This window comes from bacterium, assembly GCA_018812485.1.
In the GTDB taxonomy this organism is placed as follows: Bacteria; JAHJDO01; JAHJDO01; order JAHJDO01; family JAHJDO01; genus JAHJDO01.
Map to the genome: position 1 here is coordinate 1 of JAHJDO010000127.1, position 21,785 is coordinate 21,785.

A 21,785-nucleotide genomic window follows, 5' to 3' on the forward strand; every position below is an offset into this window, starting at 1 on the left:
CCCGCTGCTTGCGGAATTAAGAGAAGTTTTGGTTTTGGAGACAGATTGGGATTAGCTACTCCGGGCCATATTAAGACCATTAAAGGCAGGGATATATTTCCGATTCTTTCCCAGCAGTCAACGCACAGGTCGCAGTATGGAAATTGTCTTGGATGATGCTATGTGGGGAGTTTTTCAGGAAGGATACAGGAAAGGCTATGGAGCAGATATTGACCACGTCAAAAAGCAGGAGGATACCTTCTGGACAGTAGAGATGGCTATCCCCTTTACATGTTTTAAAGAAGAAAAGCGGCGGGCTAACTTCAACCGTAATCGTCCTATATCAGAGGAGGCGGACAGATTAAGGGCGGAAATGAGAGGCTGGAGATATGTGAACGGCAGTAACCATAATGTAGATAAATTTGGTGTTATTTTATTTCAGTAATTAACGTCACATGTAGTGGAGCGGTGGTAGTTGCAGATGGAAGAATTAGTTGAGATGATGGATAGAACGGGTGTTGGTAAGGGTATTCTCTTGCCTGGAATAAGTCCTGAGTGCAGAAAACAATTCTCAACAGTGGAAGATACTATGGATGTTTGTGAGAAATACCCTGGTTCATTCCTTTCTGTAATATTGATCCGAGAAGAGGCGATCCTTATCCATCCACAGATATCTTCCGGTATGGCATGGAAGTTCATTTTTGAAAAGTACAGTGATATCCCAAAAGGCTTATGAGAAGATAGCGTGGAAGAATGCTGAAAAAATTTTACCAAAATAGTTAGAAAGAATACAATGCAAAGAAAATCACAATTGGTCCTATTGGGAGGACCAAAGGCTGTTCAATCTGACTATCGAGATATATTTAAATGGCCGATTATTACTCAGGAAGATGAAAGCGCCGTACTGGAGGTATTGCGGCGCGGGGCTATGTCTGGGACTGATGTTACTGAACAGTTTGAGAAAGAATTTGCCACATGGCAGGGCACTAAATTTGCTTTAGCATTTAATAATGGTACTGCTGCCCTTCAGTCTGCTATGTTTGGTTGCAAAGTCAGTGTAGGGAATGAAATAATTTGCCCAAGTGTTACCTACTGGGCTTCTGCACTTCCTTGTTTTTCATTGGGAGCTACAGTTGTTTTTGCTGATATCGACCCAGAAACTCTGGATGATGTAAAAGCCTTAGCAGTTGATTTAAATGTTGCAGGTAAGGTTCTGCATGAAGGAGGAAAAGTTTTTACCTATCACAATCACCAAATAGAATTTCGGCGATTTGAAGGTCGACTCATGTTGGAGGTTCTCTATGAAGAAACTGATCCCCGATATCTGCAAGGGGAGATCGATACATATTGGGTGCAATATGGCGGTGGTGATCCTGTGGCGTGGTGCAAGCAGCTTAAAGATCGATTGCCGCTTCTACATATGAAAGACTACATAATTACAGCAGAGAACAAGCCTGCCTTCGCTGAAATAGGTTGCGGCAATTTTATCTGGAAGGAGATTGTGACGGCAGCCGAAAAATCCGGTTGCGAATGGTTTATTATCGAACAAGATGTTTGTTCGGGAGATCCCTTCCAATCGCTTAAATTGAGCTTTGAATATGTGAAAGGATCCCTATGTTTCTAGTTATGTTAATTTAAGTTAGTCACTTTTAGAGCTTATATTAAACGAGCCATTGCGACTCAGGAAAAGATGATATCAAAGTGCTAAGTTGCAGAATGTTTTCTTAATGAGACAAGCGAAATTAGAGAGTAAGACTCTGTCATGGTCAGAGTGGGAGAGGGAAAAATGGGTAAGAAACTATTAAGTGAAATTTAAGGAGAAAAATATGAGAGAGACCGAAAATGCATCAAAAGCACCTAGATATTTTATTTTTGACTGTAACGTGAGACTGGGTCATTCAAGAAAAGAAAAACTTCAACACACACAGCCTCAAGATATCATTAATATCATGGGTGAACAAAAGATTTCAAAGGCTTTGTGCTGTCATATTTGGGCAGAGAATGGTGCAGTGATTTTTGGCAATAATCTCCTGATCGATATAACAGAAGAATTTCTTGATAGAATTGAAAGACAATTTGTTGTCCAACCCTTACTTATCAAAAATTATGATGTTTTACTATCTGAGATGAAAGATAAGAAGGTGCGTTCTCTCAAGATATTTACAAATAAGTTTAATCTCGTTATGTGTGAAGAGATATTTGGTGATATCTTTACCTTTTGCCATGAGCACAAAATACCTGTATGGATTAGTGAATCGGAGATTGAATGGAGAGATTTATGCTGGGCGCTTAAAAATTATCCCGCTCTTAATTTTGTTATAACAGACAGCGGCTATAATAAAAACAATATGATGGTCTCATTGATGCGAAACTATGCAAATTTATTTTTTGATATGTCGCATTACAATATCTTTGACGGAATTGTCAGTATGGTAAATGAATTTGGAAGTAAGAGATTTATGTTCGGTTCCAGTTTGCCCAAATATTCGCCAGCAGCTCCAATCAACTTCATATTGGAATCTCGCATTTCCGAAACACAAAAAGCGGATATTCTTGGAAACAACCTTGAGAAATTACTTGGAGATATTAGATATGAATAAGAGAATTATAGATTTCCATACGCATATTGGAGAATGGCAGGAGTATCTCAGGATAAATACGGTAAAGGATTTTCAACAAATATTGTCTGTTATGAATATATGTGGAATTGCAAAATTAGTCCTTTTTGTAGGTGGCACCAATGAAGAGGAAGTACAAAATCATAATGTGTATCAGCTTTACAAAAAATATCCTGATAGAATCATTCCATTCATGGGAATAAATCCGCATTACTCTGATAATATCAGCGAACGGCTTGAAAAGTACGTCAATGAATATCAAATGAAGGGGATAAAACTTCATCCGAACGTCTTCAGACTTTCCGTTAAAGAAAAGGTCTACGACAAGATATTCTCTTTTGCGGATAGACATCAATTAACTGTAATCTCTCACACATGGGAAGGGTCACAATTTTGTGCGCCTGAATTTTTTGGGGAGATTTCCGATACTTACAAAAACGCGACTATTGTTCTTGGACATGCAGGTGGAAGCAAAAAAGAAAGTGCTGTTAAAACAGCAAAAAAACATAATGTCTATCTGGAACTTTGTACCAGTTTTACATTTTATGGTTCTCTTGAAAACATGATTTCAGAGATAGGAGATGATAGGATTTTGTTTGGAAGCGATACTCCTTTTATTGATCCGCGAACTACTATTGGCTGGATTAAGGGAACTAATATATCAGATGCGTCAAAAGAAAAAATATTTTTCAAAAACGCAGAGACAGTTTTAAACATTAAAGCAAAGGAAGAATGATGACAAACAAAAAAATACCATGGCAAATTGTCATACCTTCGGAAGTAATTACTGAATATGCAGGCACTAAATTAGGTGAATATTATTCCAATCCTGATATCAGAGTTGCCAGCTGTATATCAGCGACGGAAAAGCTGAAAAAACTTTATGGACTGGATATAGGAATAGGTTTCCCTGGTCATGCCTATGCGGGTGTTTCTGCTTTTGGATCCGAAATATTATTTCCTGAGGATGATGCTCCGATGGTCAAAGAACCTGTATTCAAAACAATGGAGTCATTGAAAAATGCAAAACTGCCTGATATGGGAAAAAGCGGTTTAATGCCTCAAATAATAAAAGATTATGAGTATGCAAAAGCAAAATATCCAAAAGGAAAAATAGGTTTAAGTTCAGGAGGAGAAGGACCAATGACCACTGCTGTTCTCCTTAGAGGGCAGGGATTTTTTGTGGATTTGTATGACCATCCAGAAATCTGTCATAGATTTTTGGACATTTGCGCACAAAGTTATATAGAATCTATCAGATTTATAGATAATTACTCAGGTAAAATTACAAGCAGGCAGAGGATCGGTATTGCTGATGATTTTGGTGGAATGATGTCTGCTTCAATGTTTAAGAAATTTGTTCTACCTTATTGGAAAAAAATATATGAAGCATTTCCTGATGCAAGCCGTTCTCTGCACTGCGAAACTCTTACCAGAGAACACCTTAAGTTTCTGGATATATTAAAAATAACCGGCTTCGATCCGGGAACAGATCGGTATTTAACGGTCAGTGATATTGTTGGCAGTACAAAAGCACGCTTTACATGGAATCTTTTCACTGTTAAAGATATGCTGCAAGGAACTCCTGCTTCCATAGAAGAAATATATAAAAAGTCTGTTGAAGACGGCTCTCCAGCTATGATGACAGAATTATGCCGAGGTATACCACAAAAAAACATACATGCCTTTATAAAAATTGCTAAAAAATACGAGTAGTCAGGGAAAATATAAGGAAGTAAAAATATGCAAGTAGGGGTAACCGTAACATAGCTGCGATTTCACCCAATAAAACTTCCGTTTTTATAAATGGAACTGGATTTGGCCCGCTGTCACCAGGGGCAAAGTAAGGCCTTTTCCAAGGCTAAAACCGCCTGTTTTTTTAGACGACAATTTTACCAATTGTAACTACGCATAAGATTTTTTGTATTAAATATTTATATTTCAGGAGTATCCCCAAAAAACGGGCATCAAGACTCATAAGTAGTTTTAGTTGAGTAAGATGTGTGAATCAAGAAGTGAAGCAACAATTCTTTTGCAAAAAACCCATATTATATGCGATTTGAATTTTATGACATTATAAGATAATTACGAATTTAGGTATGTTATGGACTCATCCCTAAAACCTATATAGAAATAAGAAAAAGAGGTAAAAAAAAGAAGTCTCCGTTGGAATAATGGTTATCCTTAAGAAATGTCCAGCAATCTTTTTTGTAATCTTTTAACTGCTTGTATAACAGAATGTTATGGATAAAATTGCCGCTGAGAACAGGACAAAATTGGACAAAATTACAGGTTCAAGCATCGTCCGAGACGACAAATATCTTTATAAAATCATCTCTGATTTTGCTGGATCGATCAAGTGATTGGTGTATAATGACCTCATATGTAAGGGGCAGGCATAGGGGATATACGGAGATTTACCTGTTATATACTATGCAGGGGCGAGCTAAAAGGAGTTACGTTTTGAAAGATACACCACCAAAGGGATATGATCCAAAATTAAGTCCTAAAGAACTCCAAACCCAAATATCATATCTGGGAATTAAAAAGGCAAATACAAAAATCTGGCAATTGTTTCTTCTAGGTATTCTTGCAGGATTATATATCAGCATAGGAGGACATGCATTTCTTGTTGCGCTTGAGCAAGGTATGGGGAAGATTATCGCAGGTGCTGTTTTTAGTGTCGGACTGGTATTAGTTGTTATTGCAGGAGCTGAGCTGTTTACTGGAAACATAATGATGATAGTAGGAGCCATATCAACATTCTTCCCAATTCGAAAAATGTTGAAAAATTGGACAGTTGTTTATTTAGGCAATTTTGTTGGCGCTTTTTTATTTGCATTTCTTATCTTTAAATCAGGTCTTCTTGGTACACACTTAGACATCAACAAGTTGGGACAATTAGCAATAAAAATATCTGCTGATAAACTGAATTTATCGTTTACAGAATGTTTTATTAGAGGGATATTCTGTAACATGCTGGTTATTCTTGCCATTATTATGGCATATTTCTCAAAAGATATTATTTCTAAAATATTCTGCTGTATATTGCCAATTATGGTGTTTGTGGCCTCAGGATTCGAGCACTGTGTTGCAAATATGTACCTAATTCCAATAGGTCTTTTTGTAAAAGGCGTTCCTTTTTACAAGCAATACATAATATTCCAAAATCTTATACCTGTAACGCTAGGGAATATAGCAGGCGGATTGTTTATCCTCGTTATACATCCAAACAGAATAAGACAGCTTATTGCATTATTTTCTCACAAACCTTCTTCACGCACTAATACTAAATGATTTGGTATTAGTGAATGCCCGTGGTTTTGCGCAATCTTTCTGCCAATTTTCTTTACTCTGTTTTCCATACAGTATCTGCATGTTATGGGGTCTTCTCCTATGCATGGTTTATCAGGATAAAGCCTGTAATTTTGTTTGTATCTCTCGGGTGTAATGTTCGGCATTACGACATTAGCTCCTGACTGCAGTATTATTTCCCTGGCATCAGAGCGCAATACATCCATAGCTGTAGTAGCAGGCAGGAGAACCTTTGGACAGAGGATTCTAACCAATGCAATGAATTTCTGCACAATTGAAAAATCTCCATTTTTACTGCCAGAGAGAGGTGTGTCATTATTTGAAATATAAGGACCTGCTCCTACCATATGAAAATTCCATTTTTTTATAAACAGAATATCATCTGCTATATGCTCTATTGTTTGTCTCGGCAGGCCTATCATAGAACCGCTGCCAACCTGATATCCAAGCTCAAACAACCATTGGAGGCATTTTAATCTTTCATGGTAATTGTCGTCAGGATGCAGTTTCATGAACAGGTTTTCATTACTTGTCTCAAACCTTAGTAAATATCTGTCTGCGCCAGAAGCTTTGAATGCCTTATACTCATCAAAACTTCTCTCACCGATACTTAGAGTTACAGCCAGATCAGTATGCGTTTTGATGTCTTCTACTAATTTGGCTAATACCTTTTTTGTAAACCATATATCTTCGCCTGACTGGAGAACGATTGTTTTAAGACCATGCTTATCTATCAGGACGGCTGTCCGGAGAATTTCTTCAGGAGACATCCTGTAACGAGGAATCTTTTTATTTGACTTGCGAAGACCGCAGTAAAGACAATCTTTTCTGCAAAAATTTGAAAATTCGCATATGCCTCTTAGATGAACCTCATCACCGACATTTGCTTTTCTTACACAATCAGCTTGCTTAACAATATCAGAGAAATCGTCCTTCTTTAATATCTCAGAAATATATGTCTCTTTCTCCATTCTCAACTCTTTTATAGTATTCCATAAGTTTTGGGTAAAATTCGGGTATAAGCTTTTTAACTTCTTCAATCTCCTTGTTTATAATTTTTTCTCCTGCAATCTTAGTTTCTTTACTGCCAAAATCATCCAGCCATTCTCTGAAAGTAAGGACAGCGTTTAATTTACAAAAACGGCCTTCCTTTCCCGTTCTCAGAAGATCCATAATGCACTTGCCTGTTCTGCCGCAGCGATATCCTGCAGTACAAAATGAGGTAATATATCCCATTTCCGCAAATTCTCTTATTACATCATCAAGACTGCGTGTATCTCCCAGTAAAAACTGCTGGCGCTCTTTTTCCTGCTCGGTATATCTGTCGCTGTAGGCTCCGATTCCTATACGTGTTGAAGCATCAGTCTGCGTACATCCTAATGAAATTGCCTCTCTTCGCATTTGAGCGCTCTCCCTTGCAGTAATAATCATTCCTGTATAAGGCACTGCCAAACGTATCACTGTTACCAGCTTCTTGAAATCGTTATCACTTACCTTATGCTTTGGATCCTGTGTAATCGGAGAATTTGACGCAGGTTCAAGACGCGGAAAAGAAATAGTGTGAGGACCTATGCCAAACTTTTCCTCTAATTCTCTTGCATGGTATAGAAGTCCCATAACTTCAAATTTCCAGTCATACAGGCCGAATAAAGCGCCTATTCCAACATCGTCAATTCCTGCTTCCATTGACCTGTGCATACAGTACAATCTCCATCTGTAATCCGACTTTATTGTGCCTGAAGGGTGAACTTCCTGATATGTTTTATGATGATAGGTTTCCTGAAAAACCTGAAACGTTCCTATCCCAACGCCCTTTAATTTTTTTAGATTCTCTATTGATAACGGAGCAGCGTTCATGTTAACTCTGCGTATACTTCCATATCCATTCTTTCCCTTTACCTCTACCTTTACCTTGTATATCTGCTTTATACTGGAAGTCATGTAATCTATATCCGTAGCCGGATGTTCACCACAAACAACTATCAATCTCTTGTGCCCGATTTTACCTGCCAAAACCTCTGTTTCTTTCTTGACTTCTTCCAATGTAAGCACTCTTCTTTTCTCATCCTTGTTTTCCTTTCTAAATCCGCAATAGAGACAGCTGTTCACACACAAGTTTCCAAGATAAAGAGGAGCAAATGTTACAATCCTGTTGTCATAAACCTTTTTCTTGACCTTAGCTGCTGTACTTGCCATTTCCTCCAGAGTATCTTTGTCATTCACATTGAGTAGTATAGCTGTTTCCTCTGGCGTAAGTGTTTCAACAGCCATTGATTTGGCAAGAATGTCTCTTGTCTTTTTTGTGTCAACGCATTTATTATTCTCCAATTTCTCTGTAATCTCTTCATCATTTATAAAGTCATTGTCTCCATCCATATATTTTGTAATCTCGTTTCTTTTAATCCTGTTATCTATCCACGATTTTGTATCGCTTATTTCTGCACACATTCTTTAGCTCCTTTAGTTTTGCTGATTTCCTGCCTGAATACATCCAGAGCAGCGGGAAATGGAGAAAGCACTCTTTCTAATACTCCGTGCAGGAAAGAAATACACACGCCGTAATTTGTTATAGAGACACCTTCCCGTTTAGCCCTCTGAACTCTAAACAGCATTTCTCTGCGGTTGATCATACATCCTCCGCAATGAATGATAAGCTTATAATCCTTCAAGTTTTCCGGATAATCGTGCCCTGAATATACATCTATATTTAAATTTATTCCTAAATATTCTCTTAGCCAGCGCGGGATCTTTACTCTTCCAATATCATCCTGCACCGGATGATGGCTGCATGCTTCCTCGATAAGAACTTTGTCTCCGTTAACTAGTTTGTCTATCTCGCATACACCCTTTACCGCTTCAATTAAGTCTCCTTTATATCTGGCAAAAAGGATTGAAAAAGTTGTACATTTAACGTCTTTCGGAGTATCCGCTACCATCTTTAATACAACCTGAGAATCGCATACTGAAATGTCAGGTGGCTTCTTTAGATTATTCAATACATGAGGGTACTCTCTCTCTTTAACGATTAATGCCGCAGCGTCATTATCTAAAGCATCTCTTATTGTCTGAACTTGTGGAAGAATAATCCTTCCTTTAGGAGCTTCCAGATCAATAGGAACAATCAATACTGCCAGACCTCCTGAATGAATAAGATCCCCTATAATTGGAGGAGGATTTAGGAAATCAGCAGGGCAGATTTTAATAAGATATTTTTTTAATTTATTTACATATATGTCTCTATTACCAAAATCTGTACTGGAGCAAAGGATAATTCTCTCTGTTTTATCCTTTAGCCTTTCTATAAACTCCAGCGAAGCTGATTTAAGGTCAATCTTATTTACAACAATAATAAAAGGGGTGTTTCTTTTTTCTGCTTCCTGCAAAATAATATCTTCGTATTTTTCCCATATATTTGCTTCAATAAGCAGTAAAATAATATCTGCCCTGTCAAAGATATTTTTTGTTTTTTTTATTCTCAACTCTGAAATGGATGAGACGTCATCTATCCCTGCTGTATCCAGAAACACAACCGGACCAAGCGGCAAAAGCTCCATAACTTTTTCAACCACATCGGTAGTTGTGCCCGGAATAGGAGAGGTTATTGCCACATCTTGATTAGCAACAAGATTCAAAAAACTGGATTTGCCAACATTGGTTCTTCCGAATAATCCTATATGAAGCCGTAATGATTTAGGTGCTTTTTTCATACGTTTCTCTTTTTTCCAAGTGCTGATTTTACTGATACACCCTCAATAGCGCCCAGTTTCCCTGTTAAAGAGCCAAGCTCATCTGTAGTAGCATCTACTACAAGTGTGATAACACAGCAATTCTTTTCTTTATAAGGAATACCAACGCGAGCTGCAATAATATCTCCGTATTCTGAAAGCAAACTGTTAATTCTTGAAGAAGCCTTTTTTCTATCCTCAATTATGATTCCAACGAATCCCAGTCTTTTATTCATTGTATATATTCTCCCTTAAATAAAAATTCCCGATCTCCATCCTGCAAAGAGACCGGAAAAACCTCAGCCCCTTGGTTTCAGGAAGAAAACCCCCTCCCCGCAGGAAACAAATTACAATTACATTTAAAATAGTATCATTTATTGCTCCAAGAAGCTACGAAATTCTGTCGTCCTCTCCATCGCAACCGCCTGCTTTATCTGGCGGTTATCTGTAGATTTGGTGAGAGTCGGGGAATCCGGGTGGTCGAGGTTTCTTTTTAGCTTAAAAAAATAATTATTGTTTTCCTTAGGAGGCATCCTCAAACCATTTATTTCCACACCTTCAACTGTTCAAACTGCACTTTGAATTTCTTGAAGAATTTTTCAATCTTCCCCATTTGCTCATAAGGAATCATTACACAACCCGCAGAAAGCTTCTGCCCGGCTATTTCCTGCAGTAAACCTTTATACTTGTATCCTTTTCTTATCTGTTCGTAAAGCTGTCTGTTAAATCGCACCTTATCTTTTTGGAGTAAGTTGCTTATCTGAAAAGAATAAATCAGGTAAGGTTTCTGCTTCAGCAGTATAGCAGATGGTATGTCGGATGGCTCTCTCAGATAGAGAATCTTTCCTTCCTGAAAGATGTTCTGGAGCAAGCCTGTATCTGTCTTTTGCAATTCAACTATGGTTCTTATTGTCGGCTGGATATTTCTGCCTATTTCTGATTCAAGCTCTATAACTTTATCCTGCACTTCCCTCAGGCTCTTATCTTCGGTTGTAAGTATAAATAAATCAATGTCTGACCTTGAAGTAAATTCTCCTCTGGCAAGACTCCCATAAAGGATGACAGCTTTTACATCTTCAATTTTTGAAAGCTCTTTTGATATCTTTTTAAGTATTCTTTTCATAGATTTCTACTTCAAACCTTTTTTCAAAAAACTCAATTATTATTTTAAGATTATCTACCACTGTCTTGGCTCTGTTGCCATTAATTCCGTCATAACCCAAATCACCATAGGCAAACCATATCTTACGCATTGCCTTGTTTACTTCAGCAGGGAAATTCTTATTTGAGTATTCATGCCTGCTCTTATGGTCACCAAAATGCTCTCCATTTCTAGCAGCATCAGTTTCTACTAACTGCTCAACAACCTTTGTGCCTAAATCTCCTACTACTGTGTTTTGTTTGTTGTTATAAGCATCAATTGCTGCTCTAAGTTTTTCTTTTGCCAATCCTAAATGTTTCTGAAAATCACCCATTTTTCATCCTTTCTTTTCGTTATTGTAACGAATTACACCTATTTTGTCAAGTTTTTCGTTATTGTAACACGGTATTCTATGTGTAAAAAGAAAAAAGGGCGAACACGATGTTCGCCCATACAATACAAAAATCGGAGAATGCAAAGAATGTAAGGATAATATTTTTATTTAACTTACCCACACTCCATGGATATTACAAAATATTCTTGCCTTTAATCCTTCAGCATGTAAATGACAGAATTCAGCAACCGGTTTATCATTGTACTTCAATCTTTTTCCAGCAACAACATCATCACCTTTTATAAGCTGGATAAGCTCTATGTAATGTTTTTCTTCCATTGGATGAGGAATATAGCCAACTCTTACACGAATGCCTTTTTCAAATGACTCTACTATAGGAACATGTTTTTCTTTGCCTTCCTGCTCAGCGGTTTTTTCTTCAAGAAGATTCATCGGCTGTCCACAGCATACAAGCTCTCCAGCGTGCGCTTCTAGAACAGATACAACATTCCCACAAATTTCGCATTTGTAGATTGCGTTTTGTTTTGCCATTTTTTTATCCCTCCTTTTTTTTATTAATAATTCTTATTCAACAGTTCAAAGTATGCCTTTGGATGTTTACATACAGGGCATTCCTCAGGCGCTCCGGTTCCTTCATGAATATATCCGCAGTTTCTGCATTTCCATTGTTCTTTGTTGTCTTTTTTGAAGACTTTCCCGTCCTCAATATTCTTTAGTAATTTTCTATAACGCCCTTCATGCTTTTTTTCTACTTTTCCAATACTATCAAACATCTCTGCTATTTCGTCAAATCCTTCTTCTCGCGCTTCTTTTGCCATCCCAGGATACATGCTTGTCCATTCAAAATTTTCTCCTGCTGCTGCTTCTTTTAAATTTTCAAGAGTATTGCCTATGCCATCCAGTTCTTTGAAGTGCAGCTTTGCATGTTCTTTTTCATTGTCAGCAGTTTCAAGAAATATCGCAGATATTTGTTCATACCCTTCTTTTTTTGCCTTTGACGCAAAATAGGTATATTTGTTTCTTGCCTGTGATTCCCCTGTAAATGCCTCTAACAGATTTTTTTCAGTTTTTGTTCCTTTTATTGACTTACTCATAATTAATCTCCTCTTTTACTGCATATATTTTATCTATATTATAATTACTTAGCAACTGTTTTTTTTAATTTTCTCTATTTGAATATGTACCCTGTCTGTTTTGCCCAAAACAAAAGATCAAGCTCATCCATTGGGATATCTATTTTTTTAGAAAACCTTCGCATCTTACTTTCAATATCTATATATACTTTCCTGCTTATAGTCTTTGGAAGTTCTTTTATGACTTTATATTTTACAAGATTACGCAGTATATGCACATCAAGTATGGCAAAATCACCGCCAAAACCGATATTTCTCAGGAAATGGCTGGCTTCCTTAAAGCCCAATCCTTTAACATTACGGACAAACCACTGACGAGTTCCAAAAATATTATTTTTATCAATCTTGTTTTTTATTCTAATAATACCATTCATGGTAAAAAGTTTACGCGCTTCCATAATATAACAAGTCTTGTTATTGGGAAAACGAACAGCTTTTAAACCTCTTCTTATCTGAGGGGTATTGCCCTTGAAAAGAATTTCTTTTTTCTCAAGAGCAGAAATAGCTTCGCCGCAATAAATTGCCTTTGATTGTGGAGTACATAGACAAAAACAAAGCTCGCTGAATATTTGCTTATTAGGCTGCTTCCAGACTTCCTTGAACTCCTCTAATCGTTTTCTTATTTCGGACTTTTTCTCCTCATAATCTAAAACAAGATTTAGGACTTCAGGAGTCAATCCTTTCATAACTTCTCAAATTTTAACTATTTTTCTTTAATATACGTAGGAGCGTTTTTTGGAGAGTTTCCTTTCTTCACCTGGTGATAATAGGCATAAGTCATTGGTTCTCCCTCTTTAAGTACCTCGGCTTCTGCGACTTTACCGATAAAAAGAGTATGCGTTCCCACGCTAGTATTGCCGGTCACTTCACACTCTAAATAACCCAGACAGTTTTGAATAACCACCGGTGCCCCTGTTACTCCCAGCTTATAATCTATCCCTTTAAATTTTTCTACTTCTTTGCCGGATTTAAAACCAAAATGTCCTATGAATTCCATTGGCACATCGCGTTCTAAAATTGACACAGTAAAAACCTTGCTTTCCTGAATGAACTGATGAGTTAAATTATCTTTGTTAATGCATACGCTAATCTGAGGAGGCTCTGCAGTTACCTGAAAAACAGTATTAGCGATTTGCCCGTTAAATGCGCCGTCTTTTTTAGAGCTCACTATATACATTCCGTAACTTAATTTGAATAATGTACTAACGTTCATTTTTGCCCTTTCAACAAATCCGTTATTGTGATGGATTTTAGTTTTATTATTAGTTCTTCTTCTATTTTATACATTTTTTTCTTAAGAGGACAAGTTTTTATTTCAGGGCATGCTTTCCCTCTGAAAATGTGTTCCATTAACTGGAATGGTCCCTGGAATATTTCTATTACGTTAAAAATCGTAATTTCCTCCGGTTTCACTGCAAGAGAGAAACCGCCGCCAGCGCCTCTGAAAGATTTAAGCAGCGCCTTATTGCTTAACAACTGCAGTATCTTTCTCAAAAAAGGTCTTGGCATATTAAGTTTTTTGGTCAGATCGGTTACAGTAACCGTATTTTCTTTTGCTGCCGCAATACAGCCGAGAGTCCTGATAGCATAATCCGTATCCCTTGTAATAAGTTTCATTCTACTTGCCAGACATCATAGCTTCAATATCATCTTTGACCGCACCAATGGGCTTGATGTCAAATTTCTCAACCAGGACTTTTATAACATTTGAAGATAAAAATGCTGGCAACGTTGGCCCCAACCGGATTCCTTTTACACCAAGGGAAAGAAGTGCCAATAGAACAGCAACCGCCTTTTGTTCATACCATGCAATATCAAATGAAATCGGAAGTTTATTGATATCATCAAGAGCAAAGACTTCTTGTAGCTTAAGCGCAATAACAACAAGTGAATAGCAGTCATTGCACTGTCCTGCATCAAGCACTCTTGGTACTCCTCCTATATCCCCGAGACCTAGTTTGTTGTAACGATATTTAGCGCAGCCAGCTGTTAGAATAACTGCATCTTTAGGTAAATTCTTAGCGACTTCTGTAAAATAAGCTCTTGTAGTATGCCTTCCGTCACATCCAGCCATAACAATAAAACGTTTTATAGCTCCGGATTTAATGGCTTCAACAATCTTATCCACTAAAGCTAACACTTGATTATGCGCAAATCCGCCGATAATCTCACCTGTTTCAATCTCTGTTGGAGACGAGCATTTTTTTGCTAATTCAATTATTTTAGAAAAGTCTTTTTCTCCCGTTCCTTCTCTGTTAGAAATATGTTTTACTTCGGGATAACCAGCCGTCCCGGTAGTAAAAATCCTGTCCTTATAAGAATCTTTAACAGGTATGATACAGTTTGTTGTCATTAGAATCGGACCGTTGAAAGATTCAAATTCCTTGTTTTGCTGCCACCAGGCATTGCCGTAATTGCCGACAAAATGATCATACTTCTTAAAAGCCGGATAGGAATGTGCCGGTAACATTTCGCTATGCGTATAAACATCAACCCCTGTTCCTTCAGTTTGCTTAAGAAGCTCCTCAACATCTTTAAGGTCGTGACCCGAAATAAGAATTCCTGGATTGTTGCGAACCCCGAGATTTACTTTTGTGATTTCCGGATTACCGTAAGCAGAAGTGTTTGCCTCATCAAGAAGCTCCATTGTTGTAACCGCAGTCTCCCCAGCCTTTAATACCAAGGCAACTAGTTCATCAGATGAAAGGTCTTTAGTGGTTGCAGCAAGTGCTTTAACCACAAAATCATAAATTTCCTGTTTCTTTTTGCCTAATATTGCGGCATGTTCAGCATAGGCTGAAATCCCTTTAACTCCATAAATTAAGAGTTCTCTTAAGGAACGAATATCCTCATTCTCAGTTGAGGGCACACTGACTTCTTTTGCTTTTTTGCGTAATTCACCTTCATTGTTAGAAAACCAAGTAGTGGCATCATGTAAGTTTTCGTTAGAGTCCACACCGCTTTTCCCCTTTATATCTTCTCGAACTCGCAGCCCTTCTTTGATCAACTTTATAAAACGCTCATCATCAAAATTAACATTGGTGATTGTTGCAAAGAGTGCTTGCGTAATAAATAATCCAACTTTTTTATCTGTTACGCCTTTCTCCTTTGCTTTTTCAGCATAAATCGCAATTCCTTTTAATACATAAATCAACAAATCTTGCAAACATGCGGTTTCTTCGTTTTTCCCACAGATGCCTCTTACTGTACATCCTGAGTTTTTTGCTGTTTCCTGACATTGATAACAGAACATTTCCATCACTCCTTTTTAGTTACATACTTTCTTTATTTAAAAACACCTTTTCCCTGATTTCTTCTTACATTTATCACTTTCACAGCGATAACAAATTTCGTTTTTCAAATATCCGCCTTTATAGAATTCGATAATATTATTCAAAGTTGTTTCTGCAATGTTAGTCAACGCCTCTCTGGTAAAAAACCCCTGATGTGAGGTGATAAGAACATTTGGGAAAGTCATAAGTCTTGCTAATACATCATCGCTGATAACAGTAGATGAATAGTCTTCAAAGAAATATTCACTCTCTTCTTCGTAAACATCAAGTCCTGCCGCTCCGATCTTTCCACTTTTAAGGCCGTTAATCAATGCCTGTGTTTTGATCAATTTACCCCTTCCTGTGTTTATTATCGTTATGCCGGGTTTCATCTGATCTATGCTTTCTTCGTTTATCATGTAATTTGTTTCAGGGGTTAACGGACAATGAAGCGATATAATATCTGAAGACCTATACAGTTTGGAAAGTGTAACGTACTTAATTTCTGAAGCTTTTGCGTAAGCTTCATCAGGGAATGTATCGTATGCACATACATTCATGCCAAATCCCTTTAAAATTGAAATAAGGCATCTTCCTATCTTTCCTGTTCCGATTATGCCTGCTGTCTTACCGTGCATATCAAATCCCAATAAACCATTAATAGCGAAGTTTCCATCACGGGTACGATAATAAGCCTTATGGGTTTTTCTATTTAAACCCATCATAAGTGCTGTTGCATGTTCAGCGACAGCGTACGGCGAGTATGAAGGTACTCGTACGACATGGATATTCTTGTATGCAGAATTTAAATCAACATTATTATATCCTGCGCACCGCATAGCAATAAGTTTTACCCCATTTTGTTTTAGAATACCGATTACCTTCTTATCGAGAATATCATTAACAAAAGCGCACACTACCTCATATCCCTGAGTCAGCCCAGCAGAATCATGGTTTAAATGGCCTTTGAAATACTTAATTGGGAAACCGTACTTATCATTTACCTTATCAAAAAATTCCTGGTCATACGGCTTTGTATCAAAAAAGGCTACTTTAATATTTTCCATTTTTTAACTCCGCTAAAAAGCCTGCTATAAAAAATGCACAATAATAAAACAATGCTTGCTGCTATTTCAATCCATGGAGGTATCATCCTGCCATGCTGCATCATGTGTGCTGTTACATCAACATTGAAGAATTGCCATGCATAGTTCAAAAATACTCCTAAACATATACTGCATATTATTATAGATCCCAGGAAAATAATAACAGTCTTTATTCCAAATTCTTTCGTAATAACAGTTAATGCGGCTGAATTTGTTGCAGGACCGACCATAAGAAAGACAAATGCTGCTCCTGGATTCAGCCCTTTTAATATAAGTGCTGCAGCTATTGGAATTGATCCAGAAGAACAAACATACATTGGTATTCCCACAATAAGCATTATTAACATAGACTGCCACACAGAACCCATGTATTTTGCGAAAAAAGTTTCAGGAATAAAATATGATATAGCGCCGCCTGCTAGAATCCCTATAATAATCCATGCCCCGGTGTCTCTTAACAAATCAACAAATGCATATTTAAAGACTCCCTTGACCTTGTCATAAAAATTGTGGCTTTCCGTAGAATGCTTATGGCTATCGCATGCTTTGCACGTGCTTTTATTCTCTGTATTAGAAGAAGGTTGTTCTCCACGAAAGAATATATTCGCGACAATTCCTGCAAATACACCTGTGATAAAAGCAGCAATAACACGGTAAAACGCAAAAACTCCACCCAGTAATGAATATGTAGCAAAAATCGAATCAATCCCTGTTGTCGGCGTTGAGATCAGAAACGACAGGATAGAGCCTTTACTTGCTCCATCTTTTTTCAAAGATAACGCAGCGGGAATCACTCCGCATGAGCATAATGGGAGAGGGATGCCAAACAAAGATGCCTTTATTACTGACATTGTATTATTTTTGCCCAAGTATTTTGCGATCATTCCTTCTCTTAAAAAGATATGAATAATTCCCGCAAAAAGAAATCCGAATAACAAATAAACAGACATCTTGTTCAGCAAAAAATAAGACTCTTTTAAAATTCCTAAAATAACATTCACATTATAAATGATACCAATATGGTGTCTTTTGTCAAGAAAAAAAAGCGAATGGAGAATTCGCCCTTTCGTTACTTTTAATAACAATATTTAATTCTTTACAGGCCAAATGGGAGCGACGGTTTTTCCGTATACTTCGTTAATCACTTGAGCTAAAGCGGTATAAATCGCAGAGAAGCCGCAGAAAATTCCTTCGTAACCTGCAATGTGTTTTATAGTACTGCTGTTTGTAAAGTCTCCGAGGGCTAGTAAAAAGAAGAGCAACGCCAGGGAGGCGAACACGATTTGTAACGCTCGGTTCAATTTTAGTGTACCAATAAATAAAACTGCCGTAAAAATACCCCACATTATTAAATATGCTACCATAGCTGATTTTTCCGGTGCTGCGATCAATCCCATTTTAGGCATTACAATCAACGCAACCAAAGAGAGCCAGAAAAAACCATAGGACGTAAATGCAGTAGTTCCAAAGGTATTACCCTTTTTCCATTCCATGATTCCAGCAACGACCTGGGCTAACCCACCATAAAAAATCCCCATTCCCAATATCATTGAACCCAACTCGAAAAGACCAGCATTATGCAAATTTAACAGCACTGTAGTCATTCCAAAGCCCATCAAACCGAGTGGGGCAGGATTGGATGTAAGATCCTCTTGTCTAGTCATTAGCATTCCTTTTTGGATAGGTCTTTTTTATTTGTATATGTTGTATGCAGAAGATGATGGGATTTTTCCCCGAGAGGTTTTATAAGGAATTCCTCGTAAATCTCCTTTACTGCAGGATTTTCATGAGATTTTCTGAGTTTTCTGCCTTCGTCTTCTTTGTATATTGCGTTTATTCTTGCCTGTCTTACTTCATTAGTTGTCATTCTCGGCTGTCCGCCTCCGCCAATACAGCCTCCGGGACATGCCATGACTTCTATAAAGTGATAGGATTTTTTGCCGCTTTTTATTGATTCTATTAATTTCTTTGCATTTCCAAGACCATGAGCAACTGCAACATTCAATGTAACACCTTCAAGAAATCTCCAATCCTTTGTTGTGCCTTCTATCTTGAGAGACGCTTCCTTTAGGCCGTCAAGCCCTTGAATGGGAGTAACATGCAATTTATTAAACGGCAGCTCTTTCCCTGTAACAATTTCATACGCTGTTCTGAGAGCTGCTTCCATAACTCCGCCGGTATTTGCAAATATATCCGCAGCGCCAGTAGATATACCCAGAGGCGCATCCATTTCCTCATCAGGAAGATTCACGAAGTCTATGCCAGCCTGCTTAATAAACCTGCCTAATTCTCTTGTTGTCAAGACATAATCAACGTCCTTAACTCCGCTGGCTTTCATCTCCTCACGGTTACACTCAAATTTCTTGGCAGTACACGGCATGATAGATACCACTGTTATATTCTCTTTTTTCCTGCCAATTTTATTTGCATAGTATGTCTTTGCAACAGCTCCGAACATCTGCTGAGGAGACTTGCAGGTGGATAAATTAGGAATTAGTTCCGGATAAAAATTCTCCGTGTAATTTATCCATCCCGGAGAACATGAAGTAAACATAGGCAAAGCTATGGTTTTATCTTTATCAACCAGTGCCTTCTTCAACCTCGTAAGAAGCTCTGTGCCTTCTTCAATAATAGTTAAATCAGCAGTAAAGTTAGTATCGAATACTTTATCAAACCCAAGCCTTTTCAGAGCTGCAGTCATCTTCCCTTTGATCAAAGTACCCGGTTTCAGGTCAAAACATTCTCCCAGAGCAGCCCGGATTGCAGGAGCAGTCTGAACAACCACAAACTTATTCGGATCATCAATAGCTTCCCACACTTTGTCAATATCATCTTTTTCACTTATTGCTCCGACAGGACAAACTGCAGCGCACTGTCCGCACTGAACACAAACAGCCTCTTCAAGCGTATCTCCTTGCCCGGGCGCAATGATTGTATCAAACCCGCGCGCTCTTGGAGCTAATGTGTCTACTCCCTGAACCTCATGGCACACACTAACGCATCTTCTGCAAAGAATGCATTTATTTGGATCTCTAACAATGCCGGGAGTGCTTTCATCCAAAGGCATTCTCTCTCTTACGGACTGAAATCTGACTTCCTTAATACCATATTCATCCGCCAGTTTCTGAAGTTCGCAGCTCTGATTGCGGTCACAGGTATTGCATTCCCATGGGTGGTCGCTTAAAAGCAATTCCAATATTATCTTTCTGGCATCACGCACTTTTTTGGTGTTAGTGTGAATATTCATGCCTTCAGAAACCTTTGTTACACATGAGGGTTGAAGCGCTTTAGCTCCTTCTACTTCTACAACACACATCCTGCATGATCCGGGGCTCTGAAGATTATCCAGATAACATAAAGTGGGTATCTTTATTCCGATCTTTCTAGCAGCATCCAGAATCGTTGTATTTTCTGATACTTCCAAGCGGGTATTATTTACTGTAATGTTCAGCATCTCTCTTGTCTCCTTATTTATTTCCATAAACAAGGGGTTTAAACCCCTTGTTGCCCCTATAATTAGGGTTTTCTCTGGTTACAGGTTCTCGCTTCCTGTCAGGATTTACTCCTAGAGCGAGTTCCTTTCCAAAATACTTCAAAGCAGAAAGAATAGGTGAAGCAACAGACTGTCCCATAGGACAAAAAGCTGTAAGTTTAAGTTTCTCAGCAAGTTCTTCTATAATTTTAAGTTCATCACAATAGGCTTCCTGTTTTTCCAAGCGTTTGAAAGAATTATACATCTGTTTTGTACCAATTCTGCATACAGAACATTTCCCGCATGACTCATGAACAAAGAATTTCATGCAGCAGGCTAGGAAATCCGCAATTGAAACTGTCTCGTTCATAATCAATATTGCGCCAGAACCCAGATTATGTCCCAGTTTCTGAAGTTCTTGATATTCAAGCGGCACATCCAGAAGCTTTGAAGAAAAAATATCGCCGGCAGTTCCTCCTATTTGAGCCATTTTAAATTTCCCGGAAGACATGCCTCCTGCATAATCATAAATAATCTCTCTCAGAGTGATTCCCATAGGAACTTCAATTAAGCCGGGACGCTTTATATGCCCCAATATGGTATAGACTTTAGTTCCAGGAGTGTTTTCTGTTCCAATCTTTTTAAACCACTCGGATCCATTTAATATAATAGGAGCTATATTGGCAAAGGTTTCGACATTATTTACGTTTGTCGGCTTGGATAAAAATCCTGATTCAGCAGGAAAAGGCGGCTTAAGCCTTGGCTCGCCTCTTAATCCTTCCATTGAATTCAGAAGAGCTGTTTCTTCTCCGCAAACGTAAGAACCAGCTCCAATCTTAATCTTTACATTAAAATCAAAGTCCGTGCCGAAAATATTCTTACCCAACAGCCCTAATTTCTCAGCGTCTTTTATGGCTTTTGTTAATCTTTGAATAGAAAGCTGATATTCTCCGCGAATGTAGATATAAGCTGTATTAGCTCCTATTGCGTATCCGCAGATTGCCATACCTTCCAGAACCTTATGCGGGTCTCCCTCCATAATCAGGCGATCCTTAAAGGTGCCGGGCTCTCCTTCATCCGCATTGCAGATAATATATTTTGGACTTTCCTTCGCTGCTCTGGCAAATGACCATTTCAAACCTGTTGGAAATCCTGCACCTCCTCTTCCTACAAGTTTGGAATCCTTTACTGTCTTAATAATATCTTCCGGAGTTTTTTTCTCCAAGGCTACACCTAACGCTTCATACCCACCAACACCGATGTATTCCTCAATATCTTCAGGATTAATCTTTCCGCAATTCTCAAGAACAATCCGACCATAATGCTGTGTTTTTCTGGAGTCGCAATCTGTTGGATCTATTCCTGGGCTAAGTTTCTCCGATAGAAGTAATTTTTTATAAGATCTTCCCTTAATAAATCTTTCCTGAATAAATTCCACAACATTCTCTTCGGTCACATTTCCGTATATTTCTCCTGTAGGATATATCCCGAGAACGACTCCTTTATTAACAGGTCCAATACTTCCTGTCTCAACAACTTGAATTTGAGAGGAAAGATTATGTTTGTTTATTTCAGCAATCAACTTGCTTTTGATTTCCCTTGCCCCCAAAACAACAGTATTGCCATCGATACCAACTAAAATCTGAGCAATGTTTCCTTTTGACATAAA

Annotated in this window: 23 protein-coding genes and 1 pseudogene; 7 read left to right on the plus strand and 17 right to left on the minus strand. The window is 38.0% G+C overall.

What is annotated here, in order from left to right; genetic code table 11:
* The 7 genes and pseudogenes from KKC91_10535 (at nt 1) to KKC91_10565 (ending at nt 5,894) form a co-directional block, all read left to right on the plus strand.
* A pseudogene (locus tag KKC91_10535) lies at nt 1-424 on the plus strand (tagaturonate epimerase family protein).
* A gap of 36 nt (nt 425-460) precedes the next feature.
* A complete protein-coding gene (locus KKC91_10540) occupies nt 461-715 on the plus strand; it encodes a hypothetical protein (GenBank protein MBU0478988.1) in 255 nt (84 codons plus the stop codon).
* A gap of 57 nt (nt 716-772) precedes the next feature.
* Nucleotides 773-1,603 (plus strand): DegT/DnrJ/EryC1/StrS family aminotransferase, encoded by an 831-nt coding sequence (locus KKC91_10545; GenBank protein MBU0478989.1) that lies wholly within the window; start codon nt 773-775, stop codon nt 1,601-1,603.
* A gap of 202 nt (nt 1,604-1,805) precedes the next feature.
* The gene (locus KKC91_10550) at nt 1,806-2,579 is read left to right on the plus strand and encodes an amidohydrolase family protein (GenBank protein MBU0478990.1); all 774 of its coding nucleotides are present in this window, start codon (nt 1,806-1,808) and stop codon (nt 2,577-2,579) included.
* On the plus strand, nt 2,572-3,333 hold the full coding sequence (locus KKC91_10555; protein ID MBU0478991.1) for an amidohydrolase family protein: 762 nt from the start codon (nt 2,572-2,574) through the stop codon (nt 3,331-3,333). Before KKC91_10550 ends, KKC91_10555 begins: the two co-directional genes overlap by 8 nt.
* A complete protein-coding gene (locus KKC91_10560; protein ID MBU0478992.1) occupies nt 3,330-4,313 on the plus strand; it encodes a hypothetical protein in 984 nt (327 codons plus the stop codon). Before KKC91_10555 ends, KKC91_10560 begins: the two co-directional genes overlap by 4 nt.
* Before the next feature lie 717 nt (nt 4,314-5,030).
* A complete protein-coding gene (locus KKC91_10565) occupies nt 5,031-5,894 on the plus strand; it encodes a formate/nitrite transporter family protein (GenBank protein MBU0478993.1) in 864 nt (287 codons plus the stop codon).
* Here KKC91_10565 and hydE read toward each other — a convergent pair.
* The 17 genes from hydE to nuoF form a co-directional block, all read right to left on the minus strand.
* Nucleotides 5,861-6,883, minus strand: a complete 1,023-nt coding sequence (hydE, locus tag KKC91_10570) for a [FeFe] hydrogenase H-cluster radical SAM maturase HydE (GenBank protein MBU0478994.1) — start codon at nt 6,881-6,883, stop codon at nt 5,861-5,863. The genes KKC91_10565 and hydE overlap by 34 nt on opposite strands.
* A complete protein-coding gene (gene hydG / locus KKC91_10575; GenBank protein ID MBU0478995.1) occupies nt 6,858-8,360 on the minus strand; it encodes a [FeFe] hydrogenase H-cluster radical SAM maturase HydG in 1,503 nt (500 codons plus the stop codon). Before hydG ends, hydE begins: the two co-directional genes overlap by 26 nt.
* Nucleotides 8,345-9,619 (minus strand): [FeFe] hydrogenase H-cluster maturation GTPase HydF, encoded by a 1,275-nt coding sequence (gene hydF / locus KKC91_10580; protein MBU0478996.1) that lies wholly within the window; start codon nt 9,617-9,619, stop codon nt 8,345-8,347. Before hydF ends, hydG begins: the two co-directional genes overlap by 16 nt.
* Nucleotides 9,616-9,873, minus strand: coding sequence for an iron-only hydrogenase system regulator (locus KKC91_10585; protein ID MBU0478997.1), 258 nt, complete (start codon nt 9,871-9,873; stop codon nt 9,616-9,618). The genes hydF and KKC91_10585 overlap by 4 nt, the downstream gene beginning before the upstream one ends.
* A 308-nt stretch (nt 9,874-10,181) precedes the next feature.
* Nucleotides 10,182-10,760, minus strand: coding sequence for a nucleotidyltransferase domain-containing protein (locus KKC91_10590; GenBank protein ID MBU0478998.1), 579 nt, complete (start codon nt 10,758-10,760; stop codon nt 10,182-10,184).
* Nucleotides 10,744-11,112, minus strand: a complete 369-nt coding sequence (locus KKC91_10595) for a hypothetical protein (protein ID MBU0478999.1) — start codon at nt 11,110-11,112, stop codon at nt 10,744-10,746. The genes KKC91_10590 and KKC91_10595 overlap by 17 nt, the downstream gene beginning before the upstream one ends.
* A 168-nt stretch (nt 11,113-11,280) precedes the next feature.
* Entirely contained in the window at nt 11,281-11,664 is a 384-nt protein-coding gene (locus KKC91_10600; GenBank protein ID MBU0479000.1) for a desulfoferrodoxin, read from the minus strand.
* A 23-nt stretch (nt 11,665-11,687) separates the two neighbouring features.
* Nucleotides 11,688-12,227, minus strand: coding sequence for a rubrerythrin family protein (locus KKC91_10605; protein ID MBU0479001.1), 540 nt, complete (start codon nt 12,225-12,227; stop codon nt 11,688-11,690).
* A 74-nt stretch (nt 12,228-12,301) separates the two neighbouring features.
* Nucleotides 12,302-12,952: an N-glycosylase/DNA lyase gene (locus KKC91_10610; GenBank protein MBU0479002.1), complete on the minus strand. Its 651-nt coding sequence runs from the start codon at nt 12,950-12,952 to the stop codon at nt 12,302-12,304.
* A gap of 17 nt (nt 12,953-12,969) precedes the next feature.
* Nucleotides 12,970-13,479, minus strand: a complete 510-nt coding sequence (locus tag KKC91_10615) for a flavin reductase family protein (GenBank protein ID MBU0479003.1) — start codon at nt 13,477-13,479, stop codon at nt 12,970-12,972.
* Nucleotides 13,476-13,883, minus strand: coding sequence for an Rrf2 family transcriptional regulator (locus tag KKC91_10620; protein ID MBU0479004.1), 408 nt, complete (start codon nt 13,881-13,883; stop codon nt 13,476-13,478). The genes KKC91_10615 and KKC91_10620 overlap by 4 nt, the downstream gene beginning before the upstream one ends.
* A gap of 1 nt (nt 13,884) precedes the next feature.
* Nucleotides 13,885-15,519, minus strand: a complete 1,635-nt coding sequence (gene hcp, locus KKC91_10625) for a hydroxylamine reductase (GenBank protein ID MBU0479005.1) — start codon at nt 15,517-15,519, stop codon at nt 13,885-13,887.
* A gap of 36 nt (nt 15,520-15,555) precedes the next feature.
* On the minus strand, nt 15,556-16,596 hold the full coding sequence (locus KKC91_10630; protein MBU0479006.1) for a 2-hydroxyacid dehydrogenase: 1,041 nt from the start codon (nt 16,594-16,596) through the stop codon (nt 15,556-15,558).
* Nucleotides 16,587-17,606 (minus strand): SO_0444 family Cu/Zn efflux transporter, encoded by a 1,020-nt coding sequence (locus KKC91_10635; protein ID MBU0479007.1) that lies wholly within the window; start codon nt 17,604-17,606, stop codon nt 16,587-16,589. Before KKC91_10635 ends, KKC91_10630 begins: the two co-directional genes overlap by 10 nt.
* Nucleotides 17,607-17,732: 126 nt before the next feature.
* Nucleotides 17,733-18,314 carry an acetate uptake transporter gene (locus tag KKC91_10640; protein MBU0479008.1) on the minus strand — a complete coding sequence of 194 codons (582 nt, stop codon included), beginning with the start codon at nt 18,312-18,314 and terminating at the stop codon, nt 17,733-17,735.
* A complete protein-coding gene (locus KKC91_10645) occupies nt 18,308-20,098 on the minus strand; it encodes a [FeFe] hydrogenase, group A (GenBank protein MBU0479009.1) in 1,791 nt (596 codons plus the stop codon). The genes KKC91_10640 and KKC91_10645 overlap by 7 nt, the downstream gene beginning before the upstream one ends.
* Before the next feature lie 13 nt (nt 20,099-20,111).
* Nucleotides 20,112-21,782: an NADH-quinone oxidoreductase subunit NuoF gene (nuoF, locus tag KKC91_10650; protein MBU0479010.1), complete on the minus strand. Its 1,671-nt coding sequence runs from the start codon at nt 21,780-21,782 to the stop codon at nt 20,112-20,114.
* Between the last annotated feature and the right edge of the window lie 3 nt (nt 21,783-21,785).

Bases quoted from the DNA above. Each gene is read 5' to 3' on its own strand.
- KKC91_10615 (MBU0479003.1), bottom strand. From the start codon at position 13,479: ATGAACGTTAGTACATTATTCAAATTAAGTTACGGAATGTATATAGTG.
- KKC91_10595 (MBU0478999.1), bottom strand. From the start codon at position 11,112: ATGGGTGATTTTCAGAAACATTTAGGATTGGCAAAAGAAAAACTTAGA.
- KKC91_10620 (MBU0479004.1), bottom strand. From the start codon at position 13,883: ATGAAACTTATTACAAGGGATACGGATTATGCTATCAGGACTCTCGGC.
- KKC91_10605 (MBU0479001.1), bottom strand. From the start codon at position 12,227: ATGAGTAAGTCAATAAAAGGAACAAAAACTGAAAAAAATCTGTTAGAG.
- hydG (MBU0478995.1), bottom strand. From the start codon at position 8,360: ATGTGTGCAGAAATAAGCGATACAAAATCGTGGATAGATAACAGGATT.
- hydE (MBU0478994.1), bottom strand. From the start codon at position 6,883: ATGGAGAAAGAGACATATATTTCTGAGATATTAAAGAAGGACGATTTC.
- hydF (MBU0478996.1), bottom strand. From the start codon at position 9,619: ATGAAAAAAGCACCTAAATCATTACGGCTTCATATAGGATTATTCGGA.
- nuoF (MBU0479010.1), bottom strand. From the start codon at position 21,782: ATGTCAAAAGGAAACATTGCTCAGATTTTAGTTGGTATCGATGGCAAT.
- KKC91_10555 (MBU0478991.1), top strand. From the start codon at position 2,572: ATGAATAAGAGAATTATAGATTTCCATACGCATATTGGAGAATGGCAG.
- KKC91_10545 (MBU0478989.1), top strand. From the start codon at position 773: ATGCAAAGAAAATCACAATTGGTCCTATTGGGAGGACCAAAGGCTGTT.
- hcp (MBU0479005.1), bottom strand. From the start codon at position 15,519: ATGTTCTGTTATCAATGTCAGGAAACAGCAAAAAACTCAGGATGTACA.
- KKC91_10565 (MBU0478993.1), top strand. From the start codon at position 5,031: ATGCAGGGGCGAGCTAAAAGGAGTTACGTTTTGAAAGATACACCACCA.
- KKC91_10560 (MBU0478992.1), top strand. From the start codon at position 3,330: ATGATGACAAACAAAAAAATACCATGGCAAATTGTCATACCTTCGGAA.
- KKC91_10540 (MBU0478988.1), top strand. From the start codon at position 461: ATGGAAGAATTAGTTGAGATGATGGATAGAACGGGTGTTGGTAAGGGT.
- KKC91_10645 (MBU0479009.1), bottom strand. From the start codon at position 20,098: ATGCTGAACATTACAGTAAATAATACCCGCTTGGAAGTATCAGAAAAT.
- KKC91_10610 (MBU0479002.1), bottom strand. From the start codon at position 12,952: ATGAAAGGATTGACTCCTGAAGTCCTAAATCTTGTTTTAGATTATGAG.
- KKC91_10550 (MBU0478990.1), top strand. From the start codon at position 1,806: ATGAGAGAGACCGAAAATGCATCAAAAGCACCTAGATATTTTATTTTT.
- KKC91_10600 (MBU0479000.1), bottom strand. From the start codon at position 11,664: ATGGCAAAACAAAACGCAATCTACAAATGCGAAATTTGTGGGAATGTT.
- KKC91_10640 (MBU0479008.1), bottom strand. From the start codon at position 18,314: ATGCTAATGACTAGACAAGAGGATCTTACATCCAATCCTGCCCCACTC.
- KKC91_10585 (MBU0478997.1), bottom strand. From the start codon at position 9,873: ATGAATAAAAGACTGGGATTCGTTGGAATCATAATTGAGGATAGAAAA.
- KKC91_10590 (MBU0478998.1), bottom strand. From the start codon at position 10,760: ATGAAAAGAATACTTAAAAAGATATCAAAAGAGCTTTCAAAAATTGAA.